This window comes from Paraburkholderia humisilvae (assembly GCF_902859855.1).
GTDB classification, from domain to species: domain Bacteria; phylum Pseudomonadota; class Gammaproteobacteria; order Burkholderiales; family Burkholderiaceae; genus Paraburkholderia; species Paraburkholderia humisilvae.
In genome coordinates this window covers 125632-146353 of sequence record NZ_CADIKH010000017.1, presented here as the reverse complement: position 1 = coordinate 146353, position 20722 = coordinate 125632, and the positions used below count along the sequence as shown (strand labels likewise).

Below are 20722 nucleotides of genomic sequence, written 5' to 3'. Positions count from 1 at the left end.
GGGGACAAGGGGAGCTCGATGTACAACGCTCAAGGAAAGATTTCTCAGGCCGACGTTCTGACGAAATACACGCCGCTTGTGCGGCGGCTCGGTCTGCAGCTGGTGGCGAAGATGCCGGCGAGCGTGGACCTCGACGATCTGATCCAGGCTGGCATGATCGGCCTGCTGGATGCCGCGAGCCGCTATAAGGAGGACCAGGGCGCACAGTTCGAGACGTATGCGAGCCAGCGCATTCGCGGCGCGATGCTCGACGAGCTGCGCAGCAACGACTGGCTGCCGCGCAGCGTGCGACGCACGTCGCGCGAGCTCGAGATGGCCGTGCATCAGGTCGAGCAGCAGCTTGGCCGGGCGGCGAGCGAAGCGGAAATCGCGCAGCACCTGAACATGCCGCTCGACGAATACCAGGCGATGCTGCAGGACCTGCACGGCAGCCAGCTGATCTACTACGAAGACTTCGACCGCTCCGCCGACGACGAGCCCTTCCTCGACCGCTATTGCGTCGATCATTCCGACCCGCTGTCCGCGCTGCTCGACGAGAGCCTGCGCGGCGCGCTGATCGAGGCGATCGAACGTCTGCCCGAGCGCGAGAAGCTGCTGATGTCGCTGTATTACGAGCGTGGCATGAACCTGCGCGAGATCGGCGCGGTGATCGAAGTGAGCGAATCGCGTGTCTGCCAGCTGCATAGCCAGGCGGTCGCACGGTTGCGCGCGCGCCTGCGCGAAATGGCCTGGGCGGCCGAGGAGCATTAAACAGGAGGGCCACCCGACAAGGGTTTGGCGGGAGTTTATACCCCACGATTTGATCTTGGGGTATAAGTCTGGCAGTGACCAGTTTTATACCCTACAATTGGATCGTAGGGTATAACCGCTTTCGCCATGCCGACCTTCTACAACGACGCGCTGCAAACGCTATACGCTTCGGTTGCCGAGCGCGCCGCTGCGCAAACGCACATCGCGCTTCATTCGCCGGGCTCGGCCGGGCGCAAGATCGTCGGCGGGAAAACCTATGTCTACTGGCGCGTCTATCTCGCATCCGGCAAGCGCGTCGAACTCTTGCTGGGCCGCGCCGGCGAACCGGAAACCAATGCCGCGCTCGAAGCGAAAATGCAGGAAAGCGTGCAAATGCGCGCGCTGGCGGCCGACGTTCAGGTATTGCGCAAGGCCGGCTTTGCCGCTGCCGACAACTCCGCTGCCCTCACGATCGCCACGCTTTACAACGCAGGTATCTTCAGCCACGGTGGCGTGCTGGTCGGCTCGCACGCATTCGGCGCGCTGTTGAACGGCCTTGGCGTACGGATGACGGCGAACTACCGGACCGAGGACATCGACATTGGCAGCACAGGCGCCATCTCGGTCGCGATTCCGCAAAATCGCAGTTTTCTCGACATTCTGCGCGACAGCAGCCTGCCTTTTCTCGAGGTCCCGGAGCTCGATTCGCGCAGGCCCGCCACCTCCTTCAAGGCGCGCGGGCAACCGCTGAAAGTCGATCTGCTCGTGCCCGGCACCGAAGCCTACGAGACCAAACCGCTGGCTCATTTGCGCGCGCACGCGACCGGGTTGCCGTACTTCAGGTATCTGTTGTCGGAATCGGCGAGCAGTTTCGTACTTGGCAAGGAGCATGCGGTCCCGGTCACGCTGCCGGACCCCGCGAGATTTGCGCTTCACAAACTGATTGTCAGCACGCTGCGCGGCCCGTCATTTGCCGCGAAGGCCGGCAAGGACCGCCGCCAGGCGGCGGTGCTGATCGATGCGCTGATGGAGCGCTTCCCCGACTCGCTGGACGAGGCGGCAGCGCGGCTCGAGAAGAAAGCACGGCCGCGCGTAGCGACAGCCGCGGCGCTTGTGCTGAACTTCGAGCTGGATCTGTCTGAACGCGCGCGGGATTTTCTGGCCGACCTGGGCGGCGCCGGATAGCGCGCGAAACGGCTCGTCTATACGCCGTAGTGCGACGGCACCTTGCCGTCCGGGCCGTAGAAGCTTGCCGCTTTTTCGGGCGTGCCGCGCAGCACCGCCAGAATGCGGCGGTTGTAGTCCATGCGCGTGCGGATCATCAGGCCGTTATTGAAGTTGAGCATGCGCGCCCGTTCCGCCGATTTCTGCAGCGCGCTCCAGTGCTCATTCAGACGCGCGTCCTTTGCCGCCGCGAGATCCATGCCCCGCTTCCCGGCGGGTAGGCCGCGCTCGCGCAATTGCGCATCGCGCGTGCGCTCGAGCATCGAGAGCTTGTCGGCCATCGAGGTTTTCTGTTCGACGATCGGCTTGAGCACCTCGCCCGGCCACGCGGTCGACAGCGCTTGTTGTTCGTAGACGAGCAGGGAGGCGAAGGCTTCGACGGTTGCGTATTCGTCGATGATGGTGTCAAGCAGGGCGTCTTTCATCACTCACTCAAACGTTGTTCCGCCCGCAGATCGCGGGCGGCGCAGGTTTTACATGCCTTCCGGCAGAAAGAGCGCCCTCGGAAACAACGGATGGACGCTCAGTTGCCGGCGGGCGGGTTGCCTTGCAGCAGGCTGCGTGCGGTTTCCAGCACGCCATCGGCAATCTTCGACGGATCGATTTGCAGCGTGCCTTCGCGGATCGCCTGCTTGATCGACTCGACATGCGCGGTGTCGATGTCGGCCGAGCCGGACGCCGCGAGGCTACGCAACTGGCCCGCCAGCGCCGACAGGTTGACATCCGCGGCCGCGCCGCCGCTCGTGGCCGGCGCCGCAGTTCCTGCGCCGCTCGTGCCAGCTGCGGCGGTTTCGCCCTGCTGACTGCGCTGCACGCCGCCATTTAGCGGCGACAGATTCGGATTGGTGCTGGAATCGACTTTCACGATGGGCTTCCTGAACGATTTGACCTTGATATCGGCAATCGCCAGCCGAAACTTTAGCCCAACCGGAGACCGTCAGTTTCCCGCTTCTGCTGCCTTCTCCGTGATCTGGAGCGGCTTGGTGCCGCCTGTCGCCGTCTGTTGTCGCCGCTTGATGCTCCTTGACGCCGCCTGAAACCGCTTGTCGCCGCGTTCGGCGTGCCGTTGTCGCCGCCGTCTGTTACGCGGTAACTGCACTTACATCTGGATCTCGACGGTTGCTCCGTCCTTCACCACGCCGGTGACGATCTGGCCGTTGGTGGTCTTGACGCGCACCTGCTGGCCCGGCGCCGCGTTGTTCATCGCGCTGCCTTCCGCCGAAATCGTGAATCCGTCGCCCGACGCAACGACGCGCACCGTCTGTCCGGCGGTCACCGACGCCGCGCTCCTCAGCGTGTCCTGACGCAGCGGCATCCCGGTGCCGATGCGCTGCAGCGCGACCGCGCCCACCGCCTGCGACGGATCGGTGATCACCGTTTGCGGCAGAACCGCAAGGTCGCCATCGTGCGCGACGAGATCCGCGGCCGACAGCGTCTCGCCTGGCGCGATCTGCCGCGCCGCGGTGTAGTAGGTCGCCAGCAGCGAAATGCGCGCCTGCAGATAGATCGTCCACGGACGCGCGCCCGCGCAGCGCACGCCGACCGACGTGCGCCCCCACAAACGCGCGCCGACCGGCAAGAATGGCTCGAGTGCGGTGCAGGCCGCGAGGCCGCGCTGAAATCCGGGCGCGACGGTAATCGTGATCTTGCCGGGCAGTCCGGCCGTTTGCTGCTGCAGGAAAGCAAGCGCCGTCGCGCGGATCGACTCGGGGTCTTGCTGGCCGGCGGCTGCCGCGGCGTCGGAGCTGGCAGCGGCGGTGAAGGCGGCCGCAGGAACGGCGTTGCCTGCCGCGACCGTGCGCTGTGCATAACGCGCGGCCTGCAACTGCGCGATCTGTGCCGATTGCGCAGGCCGTTGAGCAGTCTGCGCGACGGCCGTCTGGGTGGCCGGTGCTACGGCGGCCCGCGCGGCTGGTCCAGCGGCGCTCGCTTGTTCCGCCGGCGCAGGCTGTGCCGGCGCGGCCTTTGCCGCGACCAGCTGGGTTTTGACCGCTGCCGTTCCACCGGGCCCGCCCAACTGAGGCGGCTCACCGCGGGCCGAAAGCGGCTCGATCACGACCGGCGCCGAGGCGTCTGCTGCATCGGCTGCGCCGATATCGGAAGCCGGCGGGCTGTAGCGCGCTTGCGCATTGCTGACGACCACCGGCGCCACGCGGTTTGCCGCCGGCGGCATGTTCACGCGCTGCAGGGTTACCGGCATGCCGGGCGCCGCGTTGGAAATCGTCACGGTGCCGCTCGTGACGGTCCCGCGTGTCGCGCTAGCGGCGTTGGCGGGATAACCGCCGTCGCCAGTCAGATTGCCGGGCTCGGCGGTTCCGGGAATCACGATCTGGCCGTCGTCGGGGTCCGCCACGCGCTGGGAGGCGGGTGTTGGCCGCAGCGCGGCGAGCGCTGCCGCGCTCGGCTGCGCGCTATGAGGCGTCATGCCCATGCGCGCAACCAGTGCCTGCGCATCAGCGGGATTCTTTTCACCGGGACCCGGGATCACGATCGGGCCGCCATTGTCCTGTGCGTAAACCGTGACCGGCAACGCGGCGATCACCGTCAACGCAAGCCCGGGCAACGCAATGGTGAGCAGCGCGCCGACCCGCGACGCGCGTAACGCTTGCCGCGCCGCGCCGTGCAGCCGCGCGGCGCGAGACACGCCGGGCAGAGCAGCGAAAGCGGGCAGGGCCATGGCAATTCTCCAGAATCGATAACAGAACGACGCGCAGCGGGACTTGCGGGTACGAAACGCATTCTAGAGAGCGCCCCCTCCTGGCAAACGTTGAATAGAGGGGGGCTTCCCCAGCTATTCGTTCAATTGGCTCTTGCATCGCGCCCCTAAGATGCACTCCATGCGAAAAAGCCTCCGCGTATCGCCCGTGCCGCTGCTGGTCACCTGCCGCGGCACGCAGACGCGGGGCGACAGCCAAACATGATCGCGGACCGTTCAGACGGAGATACGCACGATGCTTGACAAGCTCGACCAGGACTTTGCGTTCAACAAGGAAGCGCTCGACGTACGCGCCTACCGGCAGGAGGTGCTGTCGTCGAATATCGCGAACGCCGACACGCCGAACTACAAGGCGCGTGACATCAACTTTGCGTCGTCGCTTGCCGGCGCGTTGCGCAAGGCGGACGGCCAGCCCAGCTCCGGTGCGGCGCCGCTCCAGATGACGCAGCCGGCCGGCGTGACGAGTGGAATGACGCTTGCCACCACCGCGTCGGGTCATATGGCAGGCAAGGCGAAGCTGATCCCGACCGGGGGCTCGGTCGAAGACTACGGCCAGCTGAAGTACCGGATTCCGGTGCAGCCCGCGCTCGATGGCAACACAGTCGACCTCGACTCGGAACGCGTGCAGTTCGCCGACAACACGCTGCATCTCGAATCGGGGATGACGCTGGTGTCGTCGCAGATCAAGGGCTTGCTGTCGGCAATCACGTCCGGCAGCTAACGGAGCCCATGCACGGATACATGCGTGGCCAACGCCGCAGTCCACACGACGAACAGCAGGACGCCGCGCGACACAAGAACAGCAACGCACGAACGGCAGCACTCAATTAACGCTACGGGTTGAATCACGAAGGAGGCTCGAAAAGCCATGTCATTGATGAACATCTTCAAGGTGGCGGGTTCGGCGCTGACGGCGGAGTCGCAGCGCCTGAACGTCACCGCGTCGAATCTGGCGAACGCGGACAGCACGACCGGTCCGGACGGCCAGCCGTATCGCGCGAAGCAGGTCGTGTTCGCGGTCGATCCGCTCGGCGGCGCGCGCTCGGCTTCGGGGCAACAGGTCGGCGGCGTGCAGGTGACCGGCGTGGTCGACGATCCGACGCCGATGAAAACGACGTACGACCCGAGCAACCCGGCGGCGAACGCGGACGGCTACGTGACCGGGCCGAACGTCGATCCGGTGCAGGAGATGGTGAACATGATCTCGGCGTCGCGCTCGTACCAGGCCAACGTCGAGACGCTGAACACCGCGAAGACCCTGATGTTGAAGACGCTGACGATCGGTACGTGAGGAGAACCTTTTGAGCTCGCCAATTGGAAGCAGCGGCACCACGACCAACACCACGCCGAACGACACGATGGGCGCGAATTCGGCAGGCACGTCCGCGGCGGATTTGCAGCAGACGTTCCTGAAACTGCTTGTCACGCAGTTGCAGAACCAGGACCCGACCGCGCCGATGGACAGCTCGCAGATGACGTCGCAGCTCGCGCAGATCGACACGGTGAGCGGCATTGCGCAGCTCAACCAGTCGCTGACGTCGCTGTCGTCGCAACTGTCGGCGACCGAGGCAGGCCAGTCGGCGTCGCTGATCGGGCGCACCGTGCTCGTGCCGGGCAATACGTTCACGGTCGATTTCCCCACGAACGCCGACGGTACGACGAGTACCACGGAAGCCTCGTCGCCGTTCGGCATCAAGCTGCCGGCCGCCGCGTCGGACCTGCGGTTGCAGATCTCGGACTCGACCGGTGCGGTGGTGCGGACGATCGATCTCGGCTCGCAGCCGGCTGGCGTCATTCCGGTCCCGGGCTTCAAGCCGGTCGACGACACCGGCGCTGCGCTGCCGACGGGCAACTACACGTTTACGGTGACGGACGCGGGCGGTACCGCGACCGGTGCCAACGCGCCGGTCGCCCTGACCGGCATCACGGTGGTAAGCGTCGTTACGCAGGCGGACGGCACACCGGGCCTGACCTTGGCGAACGGTCAGACCATCCCATTGAACGGCGGCCCCTCGGGCATCCTTTGATTCTCATTCGATTCGGAGCGCAACATGAGTTATCAGCAAGGCTTGAGCGGTCTGGCGGCCGCAACCAACGACCTCGACGTGGTCGGCAACAATATTGCCAACGCGCAAACCGTTGGCTTCAAGCAGAGCACGGCCGTATTCGCTGATCTATACGCGAACTCGATCGCGACCGCGGTCAACAATCAGATTGGTATCGGTACGCGCCTCGCCGGTGTGCAGCAGGATTTCTCGCAGGGCCAGGTGACGACCACCGGCAGCCCGACCAACATGGCGATCAACGGTAACGGCTTCTTCCAGATGCAGAACCCGAACGGCTCGGTTACGTACTCGCGTAACGGCCAGTTCATCGAGGACAAGAACGGCTTTATCGTCGACGCCGAAGGCAACGAGGTGATGGGCTTCCAGGCGAACGCACAGGGCCAGCTGCAAACCGGCTCGGTCGTGCCGATCCAGATTCCCAATGCGAGCCTGTTGCCGCCCGTCGCGACCACGGAAGCGACCTTCGGCATCAACCTGGACGCGGCGGCATCGCAGCCGACGAACACACCGTTCAATTTCCAGGACCCGGATAGCTATACCTTCACGACGTCGGTCAGTACGGTCGATTCCCTCGGCGCGACGACCAAGGTCAACCTGTACTTCGTGAAGAGTCCGACTGCCAACACGTGGGAAGTGTTCGCGGGCCCGGCGGGCACCGCGCCGACCGACCTCGGCAGCATGACGTTCGATTCGACGGGCGCGCTGGTGTCGTCCGCCGACCCGGCGGGCAATGCGACCGCGACACCCGGTGTGTTCTCGATCAACGTTCCGAACACCGACGGCGCCGCAGCCCAGAACGTGTCGCTCAACATGGCCGGCTTGACCCAGTTCGGCGCCGGCGGCAACGGCAGCGCCCAAACGTCCGCGACCACGACGGATGGCTTTGGCACGTCGCAGCTGTCGAACTTCTCGATCGGCGATGACGGCACGATCACCGGCAACTACAGCGACGGCCGTACCGCGATCCTCGGTCAAGTGCTGCTGGCGAACTTTGCGAATCCGAACGGCCTGCAGAACCTCGGCAACAACCAGTTCGCGGAGACGAGCCAGTCGGGTCAGCCGCAAATCGGCGTGCCGGGTTCGTCGAACCTCGGCTCCGTGCAAGGCAGCGCCGTCGAAACGTCGAACGTCGACCTGACCAATTCGCTCGTCGATCTGATTACCGCGCAGCGCAACTATCAGGCGAACGCGCAGACGATCAAGACGCAGCAGACGATCGACCAGACCCTGATCAACCTGTAACGCGGCAACCGTAAGCTGCCGCGAAATCCTGACAAGGACACGAGCAAGTCATGGACCGACTGATCTACACCGCGATGACGGGCGCCACGCAGGCGCTCGACCAGCAGGCCGTCGTCGCGAACAACCTTGCGAATGCGTCGACCACCGGCTTTCGCGCGCAGCTCGCGAACTTCCGTTCCGTGCCGATGAGCTTCGGCGACGGCTCGAGCGTCAACGACCAGACCACGCGCACCTTCGTGCTGTCCGCGACGCCGGGTTCGGACTACACGCCGGGCCCGATCTCGCAGACCGGCAACCCGCTCGACGTCGCGATTCAGGGCCCGGGCTGGATTGCCGTGCAGACGCCGGACGGCAACGAAGCGTACACGCGCGCCGGTAATCTGCACGTCGACGAGAACGGCCAGATCGTTACCGCGAACAATCTGCCGGTCGTCGGCAACGGCGGTCCGATTGCGGTGCCGCCCGAGTCCCAGGTGACGATCGGCAAGGACGGCAGCGTGTCCGTGCTCGCGCCTGGGGATCCGCCGAACGCGATTGCGCTGGTCGATCAGATCAAGCTCGTGAACCCGGATGCGAACACGATGATGCGCGGCGACGACGGCCTGTTTCGCCCGGCCGACGGCAATCCGGCCGATCAGGATCCGAACGTGCAGGTCGCGTCGGGATCGCTGGAAGGCAGCAATGTGAATCCGGTTGCCGCGATGGTGTCGATGATCACCAACGCACGCCAGTTCCAGTTGCAGACGAAGATGCTGCAGACCGCCGACCAGAACGAGCAGTCGGCCAACCAGTTGCTCAGTTTCAGTTGACGCGGCGCGCTGCCGCCCGACTGAAACCCATGGTGTAACACCAGGAGAATAACGACCGTGAACCGCTCCCTCTACATTGCCGCGACCGGCATGAATGCGCAGCAGGCGCAGATGGACGTGATTTCGAACAACCTCGCGAACGTCAGCACGAACGGCTTCAAGGGCTCGCGCGCGGTGTTCGAAGACCTGATGTACCAGACGCTGCGCCAGCCCGGCGCCAACTCGACGCAAAACACCGAGATTCCGTCGGGCAGCCAGATCGGCACGGGCGTGCAGCAGATCGCAACCGAGCGGCTGTACACGCAGGGCAACCTGACGCAGACCGGCAACTCGAAGGACGTCGCGATCAACGGCAACGGATTCTTCCAGGTGCAGATGCCGGACGGCACGATCGCGTACACGCGCGACGGCTCGTTCCAGACCGACCAGCAAGGCCGGCTCGTCACGTCGAGCGGCTTTCCGCTCCAGCCGGCGATCACGTTGCCGCAGAACGCGACCAATCTGACGATCGGCCAGGACGGCACCGTGTCGATCACGCAGGGCAATTCGACCAACACGGTGAACATCGGCACGATTCAGATCGCCACGTTCATCAACCCGGCCGGTCTCGACTCGATTGGCCAGAACCTGGTGCAGGAAACGCAGTCGTCGGGCGCGCCCAACGTCGGCCAGCCGAGCCTGAACGGCATCGGCTCGTTGCAGCAGGGTTTCGTCGAAACCTCGAACGTGAACGTCGTGCAGGAGCTGGTGAACATGATCCAGACCCAGCGCGCGTATGAAATCAACAGCAAGGCGGTGAGCACGTCCGATCAGATGCTGCAGACGCTCAGTCAGATGCAGGTTTGAACGTTCGTCGTCGCTTCGAACAGATAGTTATCAGGTAGGCGCTCACGAAGATGTCGCAGCTCATCAGTCTCATGGTTCGCACCGGTGCCGCGCGCGCGGCACTGCCGCTCGCACTCGCCGGCGCGTTGGCCGGCTGCGCGCTCGTGCCCAAAGACCCGATCGTGCAGCAGCCGATGACCGCGGTGCCGCCGGTCCCGCCACAATTGCAGGCGCCCGGCTCGATCTTCAATCCGGGCACGGCCGGCCATCCGCTGTTCGAAGACCAGCGTCCGCGCAATGTCGGTGACATCCTGACCATCGTCATCGCGGAAAACATCAACGCGACCAAGCAGTCCGGCGCAAACGCGAACCGCGCGGGCAACACGACGGTCGCGGTCACGCAGGCAAACTTCCTGTCCGGCCTGCTGAACAAGACGAACATCAACGGCACCGGCCAGAACCAGTTCCAGGCAAGCGGTGGCGCGAATGCGTCGAACACGTTTAACGGCGTGATCACCGTTACCGTGACGAACGTGTTGCCGAACGGCAATCTCATCGTCAGCGGCCAGAAGCAGATGCTGATCAATCAGGGCAACGAGTGGGTGCGCTTTTCCGGTGTCGTGAATCCGAACACGGTGGCGGGCGACAACTCGGTGTTCTCGACCGAAGTGGCCGACGCGAAAATCGAATACTCGGCGAAGGGCTATATCGATGAAGCCGAGCAGATGGGCTGGCTGCAGCGCTTCTTCATGAATATTTCGCCATGGTGATGACGATGCATGCCTCAACTCTTCGTCACGCGTTGATGGGCCCGTTTTCGCGGTCACTCGCGCGCTCACTGGCACGCGTCGGCGCGAGCCGCTCCGCGCGGGCCGTGCGGCAGGTGGCGGGCGCGCTGCTGTTCGTCGTGTCGGTGCTCGCGCTCGTCGCCGCATCGTCACCGGCCGCGCATGCGGAGCGGCTGAAGGATCTCGTGTCGATCCAGGGCGTGCGCGACAACCCGCTGATCGGTTACGGCCTCGTCGTCGGCCTGGACGGCACGGGCGACCAGACCACGCAGACGCCGTTCACGACGCAGACGCTTGCGAACATGCTGGCGAACCTTGGTATCGGCATTAACAACCAGCAGGCCGGCGCGACGAATGGCGGTGTGTCGCCGCTCACCAACATGCAGCTGAAGAACGTCGCCGCGGTGATGGTGACGGCGACGCTGCCGCCGTTCGCGCGACCGGGCGAAGCGATCGACGTCACGGTGTCGTCGCTTGGCAACGCGAAAAGCCTGCGCGGCGGCACGTTGCTGCTTACGCCGATGAAAGGCGCCGACGGTTCGGTGTACGCCCTCGCGCAGGGCAACCTCGCGGTCGGCGGCGCCGGCGCGAGCGCGAACGGCAGCCGCGTACAGGTTAACCAGCTTGCGGCCGGACGCATCACGGACGGCGCGATCGTCGAGCGGTCCTTGCCGGTCAACGTCGCGCAGGCGGGCGGCGTGATGGAGATGAACCTGAACGACATGGACTACGACAACGCGCAGAAGATCGTCGCAGTCGTCAACAATGCGTTCGGCATGGGGACCGCCACGGCGCTTGATGGCCGCACGATCCAGTTGCACGCGCCAGGCGATACCGCATCGCAGGTGTCGTTTCTCGCGCAGTTGCAGAACCTCGAGATCAAGCCGGCGAAAGCTGCGGCGAAGGTCATCCTGAACGCGCGCACCGGGTCGATCGTGATGAACCAGATGGTGACGCTCGAAAGCTGCGCGGTCGCGCACGGGAATCTGTCGGTGGTCGTCAATACGCAGACGGTGGTCAGCCAGCCGAATGCGTTTTCGAACGGGCAGACGGTCGCCGCGCGCCAGTCACAGATCCAGCTGAAACAGGACAATGGTTCGCTGAAGTACGTGACGGCCGGTGCGAACCTCGCCGATGTCGTCAAGGCGCTGAACGCGCTCGGCGCGACGCCGGCCGACCTGATGTCGATCTTGCAGGCCATGAAGGCGGCGGGTGCGTTGCGCGCCGACCTGGAAATCATCTGAGCAGGAAGCACGACGATGAATGCGGACTCTCCCAAGCCGGTAACGGATCTCGACCAGCGCTTCGCACTCGACGTACAAGGCTTCGACGCATTGCGCGCGCAGGCGAAGGCAGCGCCGCAATCCGCGCTGAAGGTTGCCGCGCGCCAGTTCGACGCGGTGTTCCTGCAGATGATGATGAAAAGCATGCGCGATGCGACGCCGCACGATGGCCCGCTCGATTCGCGCGACGGCGACCAGTTCATGTCGATGCTGGACGAACAGTTGTCGCAGCAGATGTCGTCCAAGGGGATCGGCGTAGCCGACATGATGATCAAGCAGCTCGCGCGTCAGGCGAACATCGCGGACGACGGTAACGGCTCGATCTTCGGTGGCGGCACGGGCTCGCTCGCGACGCTAGGTTCGCTCGCACGCGCCTATGCGAATCCGGCGGCAAACGGTGCGCTTGCGTCGGGCCGCGGCTACTCGGCCAACAGCGCGCTGACGCCGCCTGTGCGCGGCAACGGCCAGTCGGAGAAGGTCGACACGTTTGTTAACAAGCTGGCTACGCCGGCGCAGGCGGCGAGCGCCGCGACCGGCATTCCCGCGCGATTCATTATCGGCCAGGCCGCGCTCGAGTCGGGCTGGGGCAAGCGCGAGATCAAGAAGCCGGACGGCTCGACGAGCCACAATGTGTTCGGCATCAAGGCGACCAAAGATTGGACCGGCGACACGGTGTCGACCGTCACGACCGAGTATGTGGACGGCCAACCGCAGCGCCGCGTCGAGAAGTTCCGCTCGTACGCGTCGTACGAGGACGCGATGAGCGATTACGCGAGCATGCTGAAGAACAACCCGCGCTATGCGGCGGTGTTGAACGCTTCCCATGCAAAGAGCGCCGCGGGCTTCGCGGCCGGCATGCAGCGCGCCGGCTACGCGACCGATCCGCACTACGCGCGCAAGCTGATGTCGATCATGCAGCAGATGAGCTGAGCGCCGCTTCCCGTCTACGTGTCTCGCCTACCTCGCGTGTGCTCGTGCCAAAATTATTTGCGATCCGACTCTAAACTTCGTCGAATAATTGCCGCTATAGCGTAAAGATCGATTGCCGGAGGATCCCGGCAGATCGATCATAGAATACGCGTGTCGCCGGCGACGCCGGCGGTTCGCATCGCGAGATTACGACATCATGGAACCCAATCTGTCGACCGCCCAGCCGGAGGACGCCGTTGAGCCGACCGAGCACTTCGGTCGACGCAATCCGCTGGAAATCGGCGTTCAGCTGCGCAATCTTTTCAACCGCGGCGATTTTCTGACCGTGCAGTACAAGGGCGGCCAGCTGGTGACGCGCATCCTCGACGTCGACGTACGCACGCAGACTTTCGTATTCGACTGGGGCGCGCTGCCCGAGCAGAACCGGGGCTTGCTCGCCGCGCCTCATTGCCATTTCCTCGCGGCGCCGGAAGGTGTGCGCGTCGAGTTCGGCACCGGCACGCCGCGCGAGACGTCGTTCGAAGGCCGCCCGGCGTTCGAGTCCGCGTTTCCCGAGGTGTTGTACTACATCCAGCGGCGCGAGTACTTCCGCGTCGAAACGCCGATCCTCAACCCGTACTATTGCTCGGGCAAGCTGCCCGGCGGCGACACATTCCGCTTCGAGATTCACGACCTGTCGCTTGGCGGCATCGGGCTGCGCACGAGCGATGAGCGCGCGGCGACACTGCCGTTGAGCACGGTGCTGTCCGATGTCGAAGTGAATCTGAACGGCAGCGGCACGCTGTCGCTCGATCTGCAAATCGTCTCGCTGCGTGCGATGCCGGTGCCGCATGGAGGCGGTACGCGCTATCTGCTGGGTTTGCGGTTCATGTCGTTGCCGGGCAGCGCGGAAAACACGCTCCAGCGTTTGATCACGCAGCTTGAGATGAAACGCCGCTCGCTTGTGCGGGTTTGACCAATATGGGCGCGCGGCGACAGGCCGCGCGGTCAATTCGTCCATCTGGCCTAGGTGAACCGGCTGAACTGTTTTCAAACGACGACGTTCGCGAGAATGTCCGTTTCGAAACACGGTTCGCGCGATGCAGTGGCATCAACTCCTCAAACAAGGTCACCTCGATGTCGATGGCCGGCGCTATGACCTGACGCATCTGCTTGCCGGCGTCGTGCAGTTCACGATTCCCGGCACCGGCAAGTATCCGTTGCTGCCGGTCAGCATGCGGGTCGAATACACATCGCATTGCGTCAGTTATGGTCCTTTGGGCAACGGGGAGACGTTCGATTTCACAAGCCTGAGCGCGTCGCGTGTACGATCATCGCGGCGTCGAACGCGTATTCTGTTTTGACCGCTACCGCTGGTCGATGCAATTGCCCGGCATCATCGCGAAGCTCGGCAATCACACCTGCTCTACTTCACCGGCCGCGAAAACTGGCTAGCGATCGACCTGATCGATGACGAAGGCAGGCGCTGCGAGTATGAGGTGTTCTTTCGCCTGAGGCGCGGCGACGCACCGCACACGCTTCGCCTCGTGGTTGAAAGCGCGTACATTCGCGATCCCGCCAAGGGGAAACTTGGCGTTCCACGAAATCGCCGCGGCAGAATCAAGTTCGCCGTCATGGCTGCCAAAATCTTACGGGGCGAACCGATCCGCGATCCTGCGCAGAGCGGGTAGAAGCAGAAGGCGGCAGCGGAAATAGATGAGGCCCCTGTGAAGGGGCCTCGGTATATCGCGGGTACGCTTGCCTGATGAACCAGGATGAACCGGCACGGCCGGAACCTGCGAGAGCAGGCGGTAGGTAGACGTCCCTGTCGGAACCCCGAATGATCTACTTGGCCGCAAGTATATCCGTTTCCAACGTCCTTCGCCACTTGCACGGACTTCCTCGCCACTGGCCGGATGCCTGACCGGACCGTGGCCCAGGCGCGTCTGGCCGATATAGCACCCGATTTCCTTTGTCCTCTACGTTTTGACTTGCACAGACGCTACCGATAATGCAGCGTCGGCAAGTCTGTCGCGTCATGCCGAATACAGCCCGGTGACCCGCCCGATGCGCGGCTGGCATCCGTGCAATCCCTAAATTTTCGGCTGGCCGCGCCGATATACCGCTTGTTCACGCAACGGGCGGCTGTCCGCTGACCCGCCTTTCAGGAGCACGCATGTCGTCATCGAACCTATTCGGCATTGGTCTGAGCGGGCTGAATGCAGCGCAGCTCGGCATGTCGACGACGGGTAACAACATCGCCAACTCGGCGACGGCGGGATACAACCGCGAGCTTGCGATATTCGCGGAATCAAACGGGATGCAAACCGGCTCCGGCTTCCTCGGCGTTGGCGTCACCACGGTGACGATCCAGCGCCAGTTCAGCTCGACGCTGACGAGCGAGCTTTTCAGCACGCAATCGAAAAGCTCGGCGACGAGCACGTATTCGCAGCTGATCTCGACGTTGAACAATCTGATCGGCGACCCGACCAGTGGTATTGGCGGGGCCATCTCCAGCTTCTTCAACAGCCTGCAGACGCTCGCGGGCTCCGCGAACGACGGTCCGACCCGCCAGACGGTGATCAGCAGCGCTCAAGCGCTCGCGAGCCAGATCAACGAGATGGGCCAGCAGATCGACCAGGCGCGGCAGGGCGTCAATACGACGCTGACGAGTACAGTGACGCAGATCAACAGCCTGACCACGCAGATCGCGCAGCTGAATGCGCAGATCGCCAGCGCCGGCACGAACGGTCAGCCGCCGAACCAGCTGCTCGATGCGCGCGATCAGGCGGTCTCGCAATTGACACAACTGGTCGGCGTGAACGTTCAGACGTCAAGCGACGGCACCGATACGGTCACGCTGCCGAACGGGATGACGCTCGTCCAGGGAACCCAGAGCTATCAACTGGGCACGACTCCGTCGCCGAGCAACCCGTCTGAACTGGCGATCACGTATCTGGATCCGGATTCGGCCAATCCGGGCAAGTTTGTCACGACGGTGCTGTCCGATTCGTCGATCTCCGGCGGTTCGCTGGGTGGCACGCTTCAGTATCGCAGCCAGACGCTCGATCCTGCCGCGCAGCAGCTCGGCGCGATCGCGACCAGTTTCGCCGCACAGGTGAACGCACAAAACGAACTTGGCATTGACCAGAACGGTAACGCTGGCGGTCCGCTGTTCAAGGTCGCGGACCCGACGGTAATCGCGAACCGGAACAACACCGGCGGCGCGTCGGCGACGGCGACGCTCACCAATCCGGCTTCGCCACCGGTTGGCGACCTCAAGCTGACGTTCGACGGCACGAACTACACACTCACGAACACATCGACCGGCCAGGTGCTCGGCACGTCGACGACGCCGCCGACCGCAACCAACCCGATCGGCGGCGTGGCGATCACGATTACCGGCGCGATGGCCGCCGGCGATTCGTTCACGATCCAGCCGACCGAAGGCGCGCTCGATACTTTCGGACTCGCCACCACCGCTGGCTCCGCGATCGCGGCATCGTCGCCGGCCATCGCATCGAACGGCAGCGCGAACACTGGCACGGGCAAGATCGCGATCGGTGCGGCGAGCTCGGGCTTTGTGATCAGCTCGTCGATGACGCTCACGTACAACGCGACGACGAACACGCTCTCCGGTTTCCCGCCGGGCACGACAGTGACGGTCAACACGACGCCGCCGCAAACCATCACGATCGGCGCGACGACGGACACCGTGCCGTACGATCCGACGAACGGCGCAACCTATACGATCAACAGCACCGCCACGCCGCCGGCGTCGCCCAACGGCATTTCGTTCTCGCTGCAGGGGTCGCCGGCCACAGGCGATACCTTCACGGTCGGCCCGAACAGCGGCGGCACGCAAGACGGCAGCAATGCGACCGCGTTGTTCAACTTGAGTACCAGCACCGTGTTCAACGGCACGACGCTGACCAACGGCTACGCGCAGTTCGTGAACAATGTCGGCAATACGACGAGCAACCTGCTGGCGATGAGCACGACGCAGAGCGCGACGCTCGCGCAAATTACCGCGCAGCAGCAGTCGGTATCCGGCGTGAACCTCGACGAGGAAGCGACCAATCTGCTCCAGTATCAACAGCTTTACCAGGCGAACAGCAAGGTTATCCAGACCGCACAATCGATGTTCGACACAATCCTGCAGGCAATCAGCTGAGGCATTGAACAATGCGTATCGCTACATCTACGATCTATTCCCAAACGATCGAGAACATGGGTAACCAGCAGACGCTGCTCGCGCAGTTGGAGCAGCAGGCTTCGACGAACGTGCGCGTCGCGACGCCGGGCGACGATCCGCTCGGTGCGGCGCAAGCCGTGCAACTGTCGGCCACGGGCTCGGTTCTCGCGCAATTCTCGGCGAACCAGAACACGGCGACGAGCATGCTGAAAACGGAGGATTCGACACTGAGCAGCGTATCGACCGCGCTGCAAAGCGTCCTCACGCAGCTGAATGCACTGGGTGCGGGCGACCTCAACGACAGCAACCGGCAGGCGGCTGCGCAGGCCCTTCAGGGCCTACGCAGCCAGCTGATGTCGTTGGCGAACACCACCGACGGTCAGGGTAACTACATCTTCTCCGGCTTCCAGGGTGGGACGCCGCCGTTTTCAAATGCGTCGAATGGCGGGGTGACCTACAACGGCGACCTCGGCACGCGCACGCTGCAAATCTCGAGTACGACGTCCGTTGCGACCGCCGACAATGGCGCGAGCGTGTTCCTGAGCGTTCTGCCCGGCATTTCGCAGCCGGTGGCCGCGGGTGCGTCGACCAATACGGGCACCGGCGTGATCGGCGCGGTATCGATCACGACGCCGGGCGCGACGACCAACAACACGCCGTATTCGATCGTGTTCAGCAACGATCCGACCACGGGCGATCTCGTCTACCAGGTGAACGACACGTCGACCACGCCGCCCACCGCGATCGGCACGCCGCAACCGTTTACCGCCGGTCAGGCGATCGATCTCAACGGTGGCGAGAGCGTGACGCTTACGGGCACGCCGGCCGCAGGTGACTCGTTCACGGTCACGCCGGCCGCACAGGGCAATACGGACATATTTCAGACGATCGACTCGGTAATCGCCGCGCTCCAAAACCCGGCGCAAAGCAATCCGGCCGCGATGGCGACCATCGAGAACGCGATTAACGCCGCGCACACGCAAGTCGACAACACGATGACGAACGTCGCGACCGTGCAGGCGGCGGTCGCTGGACGTGAGCAACTGACGACAGCGATGGCATCGGTCAACTCGAAGCAGACGCTGCAGAACACCAGCAACCTGAGCGACATCACACAGGCCGACCCGGCGACGGTATTGAGCCAGCTCACGCAGATCGAGGCGATGCTGAACGCGACGGAAAAGACGTTTGCGTCGGTTACGCAAGGGGGAGGGCTGTTCGGGATGATCAATCTCTGAACTTGCCGCGAGCGGGTCGAGGACAAGAGAAGGGCGCGGTGCCGGCAGGCGTCGCACCCTTCTTGCCGGTGGCGGGCGAAAGCCGCCGCGTTACGGCGTGGGCCGTAGCGCAAGGGCGACGCGGCCCATTTCCTCAATGCCGTTGTCGATCATCCGCGCAAAGAACGGAATCATGTTCGGCAGCATCAGCTGGATCAGCAGCAGACCGACCAGCATCGTGAGCGGAAAGCCGACCTGGAAGATACCGATCTGCGGCGCCGCGCGGTTCAGGATGCCCAGGCAGAGGTTCGCGATCAGCAGCGCGGCGACCACCGGTAGCGCGAGCAGCAGGCCGCCCGCGAACAGCGTCGCGCCCCAGTCAGCGAGTGTGCGCCAGCCGGGCGCGCTCAGCAGGTTCGCATCGACGGGCACCGCCTGGAAGGTCATCACGAGCGCGCTGATTACCTGCAGGTGACCGTCGAGTGCGACGAACGCCAGCATCGCGATCATGTTCAACAGCATCGACACCACGTCGGTCGAGCCATGCGATTGCGGGTCGAACAGTGTCGCGAACCCAAGGCCCATGCCGAGGCCGATGATGCCGCCGGCCGTTTCGACCGCGCCGAACACGATCTGCATCGTGAAGCCGAGCGCAAGGCCGATTAGCAACTGGTTGACGAGAATCCACGTGCCGGCCGCCGAGAAGACGGTCACTTGCGGCATCGCGCCGAGCGTCGGCGCGATGATCACCGCCATAAACGCTGCGAGACCGACTTTCACGCGGATCGGTACCGATGCGTGACCGAGGATCGGCGCGCTCGCGACCAGCGCGAGAATGCGCACGAACGGCCAGAGGAACGCGGTGAGCCACGCGTTCAGTTGCGCATAGGTGACGGTGAACATGGCGGATGGACCCGAATGCGGCGGCCGGGCGCGTGCCCGGCTGCACCGGTTGCGTTCAGTTTGCGACGTTCGGGATGTTCATCAGGATCTGACGCATGTAGTCGATCATCGTCGTCAGCATCCACGGGCCGGCGATCACGAGCGTGAGCGCCACGGCGGCGAGCTTCGGGATGAAGGTCAGCGTGCTTTCGTTGATCTGCGTGGCGGCCTGAAAGAGGCTCACGACCAGACCGACCGTCAGCGCGACGAGCAGCAGCGGCCCCGCGAGCAGCAGCGTGACGCGCATCGCGTCGTGCGAGAAGGTCATCACGGTTTCGGGTGTCATCGCGGTTCGACTCCGGTGCCTGGGTTGAAAACGTCGGGGGATAGCCGACGGTTACGTGAAGCTCTGCGCGAGCGAGCCGATCAATAGCTGCCAGCCGTCGACGAGGACGAACAGCATCAGCTTGAACGGCAGCGAAATCGTGACCGGCGATACCATCATCATACCCATCGACATCAGCACGCTCGCGACGACAAGGTCGATGATGATGAACGGAATGAAGATCGTGAAGCCGATCTGGAACGCGGTCTTCAGCTCGCTCGTCACGAAAGACGGCACGAGCAGCGACAGCGGCACGTCTTCCGGTCCCTGCATCGGCGGCGTATGCGCGATCCTGGCGAAGAGCGCGAGATCCGTCTCGCGCGTCTGGCGCAGCATGAATGTCTTGAACGGCGCGACGCCGCGCTGCACCGCGTCGTCCATCGACAGCGTGCCGGCTGCGAACGGCTTGTAGCCGTCGTTGTACGCCTTGTCGAGCACAGGCGACATCACGAACAGCGTCAGAAACAGCGCGAGGCCGACCAACACCTGGTTGGGCGGCGTGGTGGTCGTGCCGAGTGCCTGGCGCAGCAGCGACAGCACGATGATGATGCGCGTGAAGCTCGTCATCATCAGCACCATCGCCGGCAGGAACGACAGCATCGTGAGCACGAGCATCGTCTGCACGCTCAGCGAATAGGTCGTGCTGCCGTTCGGGCCGGGGGTCGCATTCAGCGCCGGCAGGCCCGCCACCTGGGCAAACGAGGCAGCAGGCAGCGCCAGCATCAGGGCCGGCAACAGAAGCGCTGCGACGGTGCGCAGCCGGACCGACGAAAGGCGCCGCGCCACTCGGATCAATGCATGAGCTGCGCCGTCGCGGCGCAAGGCGGAACGATTCGCTTGCATCTATCGGTCTCCGCCGGTGTGCCGTTGCAGACGTTTCGCCGCTTCGCTTTTCAGCGCGTCGCGAAAGCGCTGGCCAAATGTGCCGGGCAGGCCGCCGCCGGACGGGGCGGAATCATCCGCGGACGGATTGCCAGCCCCGCCCGGGCCGGCGTGGGTGGACCCCGCCGGCATGTCGTACAGCAGCCGCACGTTGCCGGGCGCCGCGCCCAGCACCAGCCAGCGGTCGCCGATTTCGACGACCGCGACGCGCTCCTTGCCGCCGAGCGATGTGCCGCCGATGGTTTTCACGAGGCCGCCGCGCTGACCGGGCTGCAAGCCGAGGCGCCGCGCGAGCCACGCGCAGCCGAACACGAGCGCGATCACGACGGCCAGGCCAATCAGGGTTTGCAGGATCGCGCCCGCGCCGAGCGCCGGCACGGCAGAGCCTGCGCCGACGCCGGATGCGATCTGCGCGGCGTGGTTGACTGCGTTGAGGTCCGCCGCCTGGGCGGACAACGGTGCGCACGCGGCGATGACCGTTGCGATACAGGCGCCGCGGTTCATGCGCATCGCGCGTTTCCCGAAGCGCCATAAACCGTCGCGCGCGGACGTCCGATGCCCGGCCGCGAC

22 protein-coding genes are annotated in these 20722 nt (G+C 64.4%); 15 read left to right on the top strand and 7 right to left on the bottom strand.

Annotation, left to right across the window (positions count from 1 at the left end; genetic code table 11):
- Positions 1-18: 18 nt before the first annotated feature.
- Positions 19-750, top strand: a complete 732-nt coding sequence (locus HV796_RS19585) for an RNA polymerase sigma factor FliA (RefSeq protein WP_175228150.1) — start codon at positions 19-21, stop codon at positions 748-750.
- A 126-nt stretch (positions 751-876) separates the two neighbouring features.
- Complete coding sequence (locus HV796_RS19580) at positions 877-1914, top strand: GSU2403 family nucleotidyltransferase fold protein (RefSeq protein ID WP_175228149.1); 1038 nt, start codon at positions 877-879, stop codon at positions 1912-1914.
- Positions 1915-1931: 17 nt separating this feature from the next.
- Here HV796_RS19580 and HV796_RS19575 read toward each other — a convergent pair whose 3' ends face one another.
- From HV796_RS19575 to flgA, 3 genes are all read right to left on the bottom strand, one after another.
- A complete protein-coding gene (locus HV796_RS19575; protein ID WP_175228148.1) occupies positions 1932-2378 on the bottom strand; it encodes a flagella synthesis protein FlgN in 447 nt (148 codons plus the stop codon).
- A gap of 98 nt (positions 2379-2476) precedes the next feature.
- The gene (gene flgM, locus HV796_RS19570) at positions 2477-2818 is read right to left on the bottom strand and encodes a flagellar biosynthesis anti-sigma factor FlgM (RefSeq protein WP_175228147.1); all 342 of its coding nucleotides are present in this window, start codon (positions 2816-2818) and stop codon (positions 2477-2479) included.
- Positions 2819-3052: 234 nt separating this feature from the next.
- On the bottom strand, positions 3053-4630 hold the full coding sequence (gene flgA, locus HV796_RS19565; RefSeq protein WP_175228146.1) for a flagellar basal body P-ring formation chaperone FlgA: 1578 nt from the start codon (positions 4628-4630) through the stop codon (positions 3053-3055).
- A gap of 274 nt (positions 4631-4904) precedes the next feature.
- On the opposite strand from flgA, the gene flgB reads away from it, so the two are divergent.
- The 13 genes from flgB (at position 4905) to flgL (ending at position 18024) form a co-directional block, all read left to right on the top strand.
- Positions 4905-5390: a flagellar basal body rod protein FlgB gene (gene flgB / locus HV796_RS19560; protein WP_175228145.1), complete on the top strand. Its 486-nt coding sequence runs from the start codon at positions 4905-4907 to the stop codon at positions 5388-5390.
- A gap of 147 nt (positions 5391-5537) precedes the next feature.
- Entirely contained in the window at positions 5538-5960 is a 423-nt protein-coding gene (gene flgC / locus HV796_RS19555; RefSeq protein ID WP_175228144.1) for a flagellar basal body rod protein FlgC, read from the top strand.
- Between the two features lie 10 nt (positions 5961-5970).
- Positions 5971-6696 carry a flagellar hook capping FlgD N-terminal domain-containing protein gene (locus tag HV796_RS19550; RefSeq protein ID WP_281369801.1) on the top strand — a complete coding sequence of 242 codons (726 nt, stop codon included), beginning with the start codon at positions 5971-5973 and terminating at the stop codon, positions 6694-6696.
- 24 nt (positions 6697-6720) lie between these two features.
- Entirely contained in the window at positions 6721-7977 is a 1257-nt protein-coding gene (gene flgE / locus HV796_RS19545) for a flagellar hook protein FlgE (RefSeq protein ID WP_175228143.1), read from the top strand.
- 50 nt (positions 7978-8027) lie between these two features.
- The gene (gene flgF / locus HV796_RS19540) at positions 8028-8786 is read left to right on the top strand and encodes a flagellar basal-body rod protein FlgF (RefSeq protein WP_175228142.1); all 759 of its coding nucleotides are present in this window, start codon (positions 8028-8030) and stop codon (positions 8784-8786) included.
- A 57-nt stretch (positions 8787-8843) separates the two neighbouring features.
- Positions 8844-9632 (top strand): flagellar basal-body rod protein FlgG, encoded by a 789-nt coding sequence (flgG, locus tag HV796_RS19535; RefSeq protein WP_175228141.1) that lies wholly within the window; start codon positions 8844-8846, stop codon positions 9630-9632.
- A 71-nt stretch (positions 9633-9703) separates the two neighbouring features.
- On the top strand, positions 9704-10381 hold the full coding sequence (flgH, locus tag HV796_RS19530; protein ID WP_175228181.1) for a flagellar basal body L-ring protein FlgH: 678 nt from the start codon (positions 9704-9706) through the stop codon (positions 10379-10381).
- A 35-nt stretch (positions 10382-10416) separates the two neighbouring features.
- Positions 10417-11643: a flagellar basal body P-ring protein FlgI gene (locus tag HV796_RS19525; RefSeq protein ID WP_377693197.1), complete on the top strand. Its 1227-nt coding sequence runs from the start codon at positions 10417-10419 to the stop codon at positions 11641-11643.
- Between the two features lie 15 nt (positions 11644-11658).
- A complete protein-coding gene (gene flgJ / locus HV796_RS19520; RefSeq protein WP_175228140.1) occupies positions 11659-12612 on the top strand; it encodes a flagellar assembly peptidoglycan hydrolase FlgJ in 954 nt (317 codons plus the stop codon).
- 196 nt (positions 12613-12808) lie between these two features.
- A complete protein-coding gene (locus tag HV796_RS19515) occupies positions 12809-13567 on the top strand; it encodes a flagellar brake protein (RefSeq protein WP_175228139.1) in 759 nt (252 codons plus the stop codon).
- A 124-nt stretch (positions 13568-13691) separates the two neighbouring features.
- A complete protein-coding gene (locus HV796_RS19510) occupies positions 13692-13955 on the top strand; it encodes a hypothetical protein (RefSeq protein WP_175228138.1) in 264 nt (87 codons plus the stop codon).
- Positions 13956-14767: 812 nt separating this feature from the next.
- Positions 14768-16765 carry a flagellar hook-associated protein FlgK gene (flgK, locus tag HV796_RS19505; protein WP_175228137.1) on the top strand — a complete coding sequence of 666 codons (1998 nt, stop codon included), beginning with the start codon at positions 14768-14770 and terminating at the stop codon, positions 16763-16765.
- 11 nt (positions 16766-16776) lie between these two features.
- On the top strand, positions 16777-18024 hold the full coding sequence (gene flgL, locus HV796_RS19500; protein WP_175228136.1) for a flagellar hook-associated protein FlgL: 1248 nt from the start codon (positions 16777-16779) through the stop codon (positions 18022-18024).
- 90 nt (positions 18025-18114) lie between these two features.
- Here flgL and fliR read toward each other — a convergent pair whose 3' ends face one another.
- From fliR to fliO, 4 genes are read right to left on the bottom strand one after another with little or no spacing between them, the layout of a single operon-like run.
- A complete protein-coding gene (fliR, locus tag HV796_RS19495) occupies positions 18115-18906 on the bottom strand; it encodes a flagellar biosynthetic protein FliR (protein ID WP_175228135.1) in 792 nt (263 codons plus the stop codon).
- Positions 18907-18961: 55 nt separating this feature from the next.
- Entirely contained in the window at positions 18962-19231 is a 270-nt protein-coding gene (gene fliQ / locus HV796_RS19490) for a flagellar biosynthesis protein FliQ (protein ID WP_175228134.1), read from the bottom strand.
- Positions 19232-19282: 51 nt separating this feature from the next.
- Positions 19283-20113 (bottom strand): flagellar type III secretion system pore protein FliP, encoded by an 831-nt coding sequence (fliP, locus tag HV796_RS19485; protein ID WP_246355934.1) that lies wholly within the window; start codon positions 20111-20113, stop codon positions 19283-19285.
- The gene (fliO, locus tag HV796_RS19480; RefSeq protein WP_377693199.1) at positions 20114-20662 is read right to left on the bottom strand and encodes a flagellar biosynthetic protein FliO; all 549 of its coding nucleotides are present in this window, start codon (positions 20660-20662) and stop codon (positions 20114-20116) included.
- Positions 20663-20722: the final 60 nt, after the last annotated feature.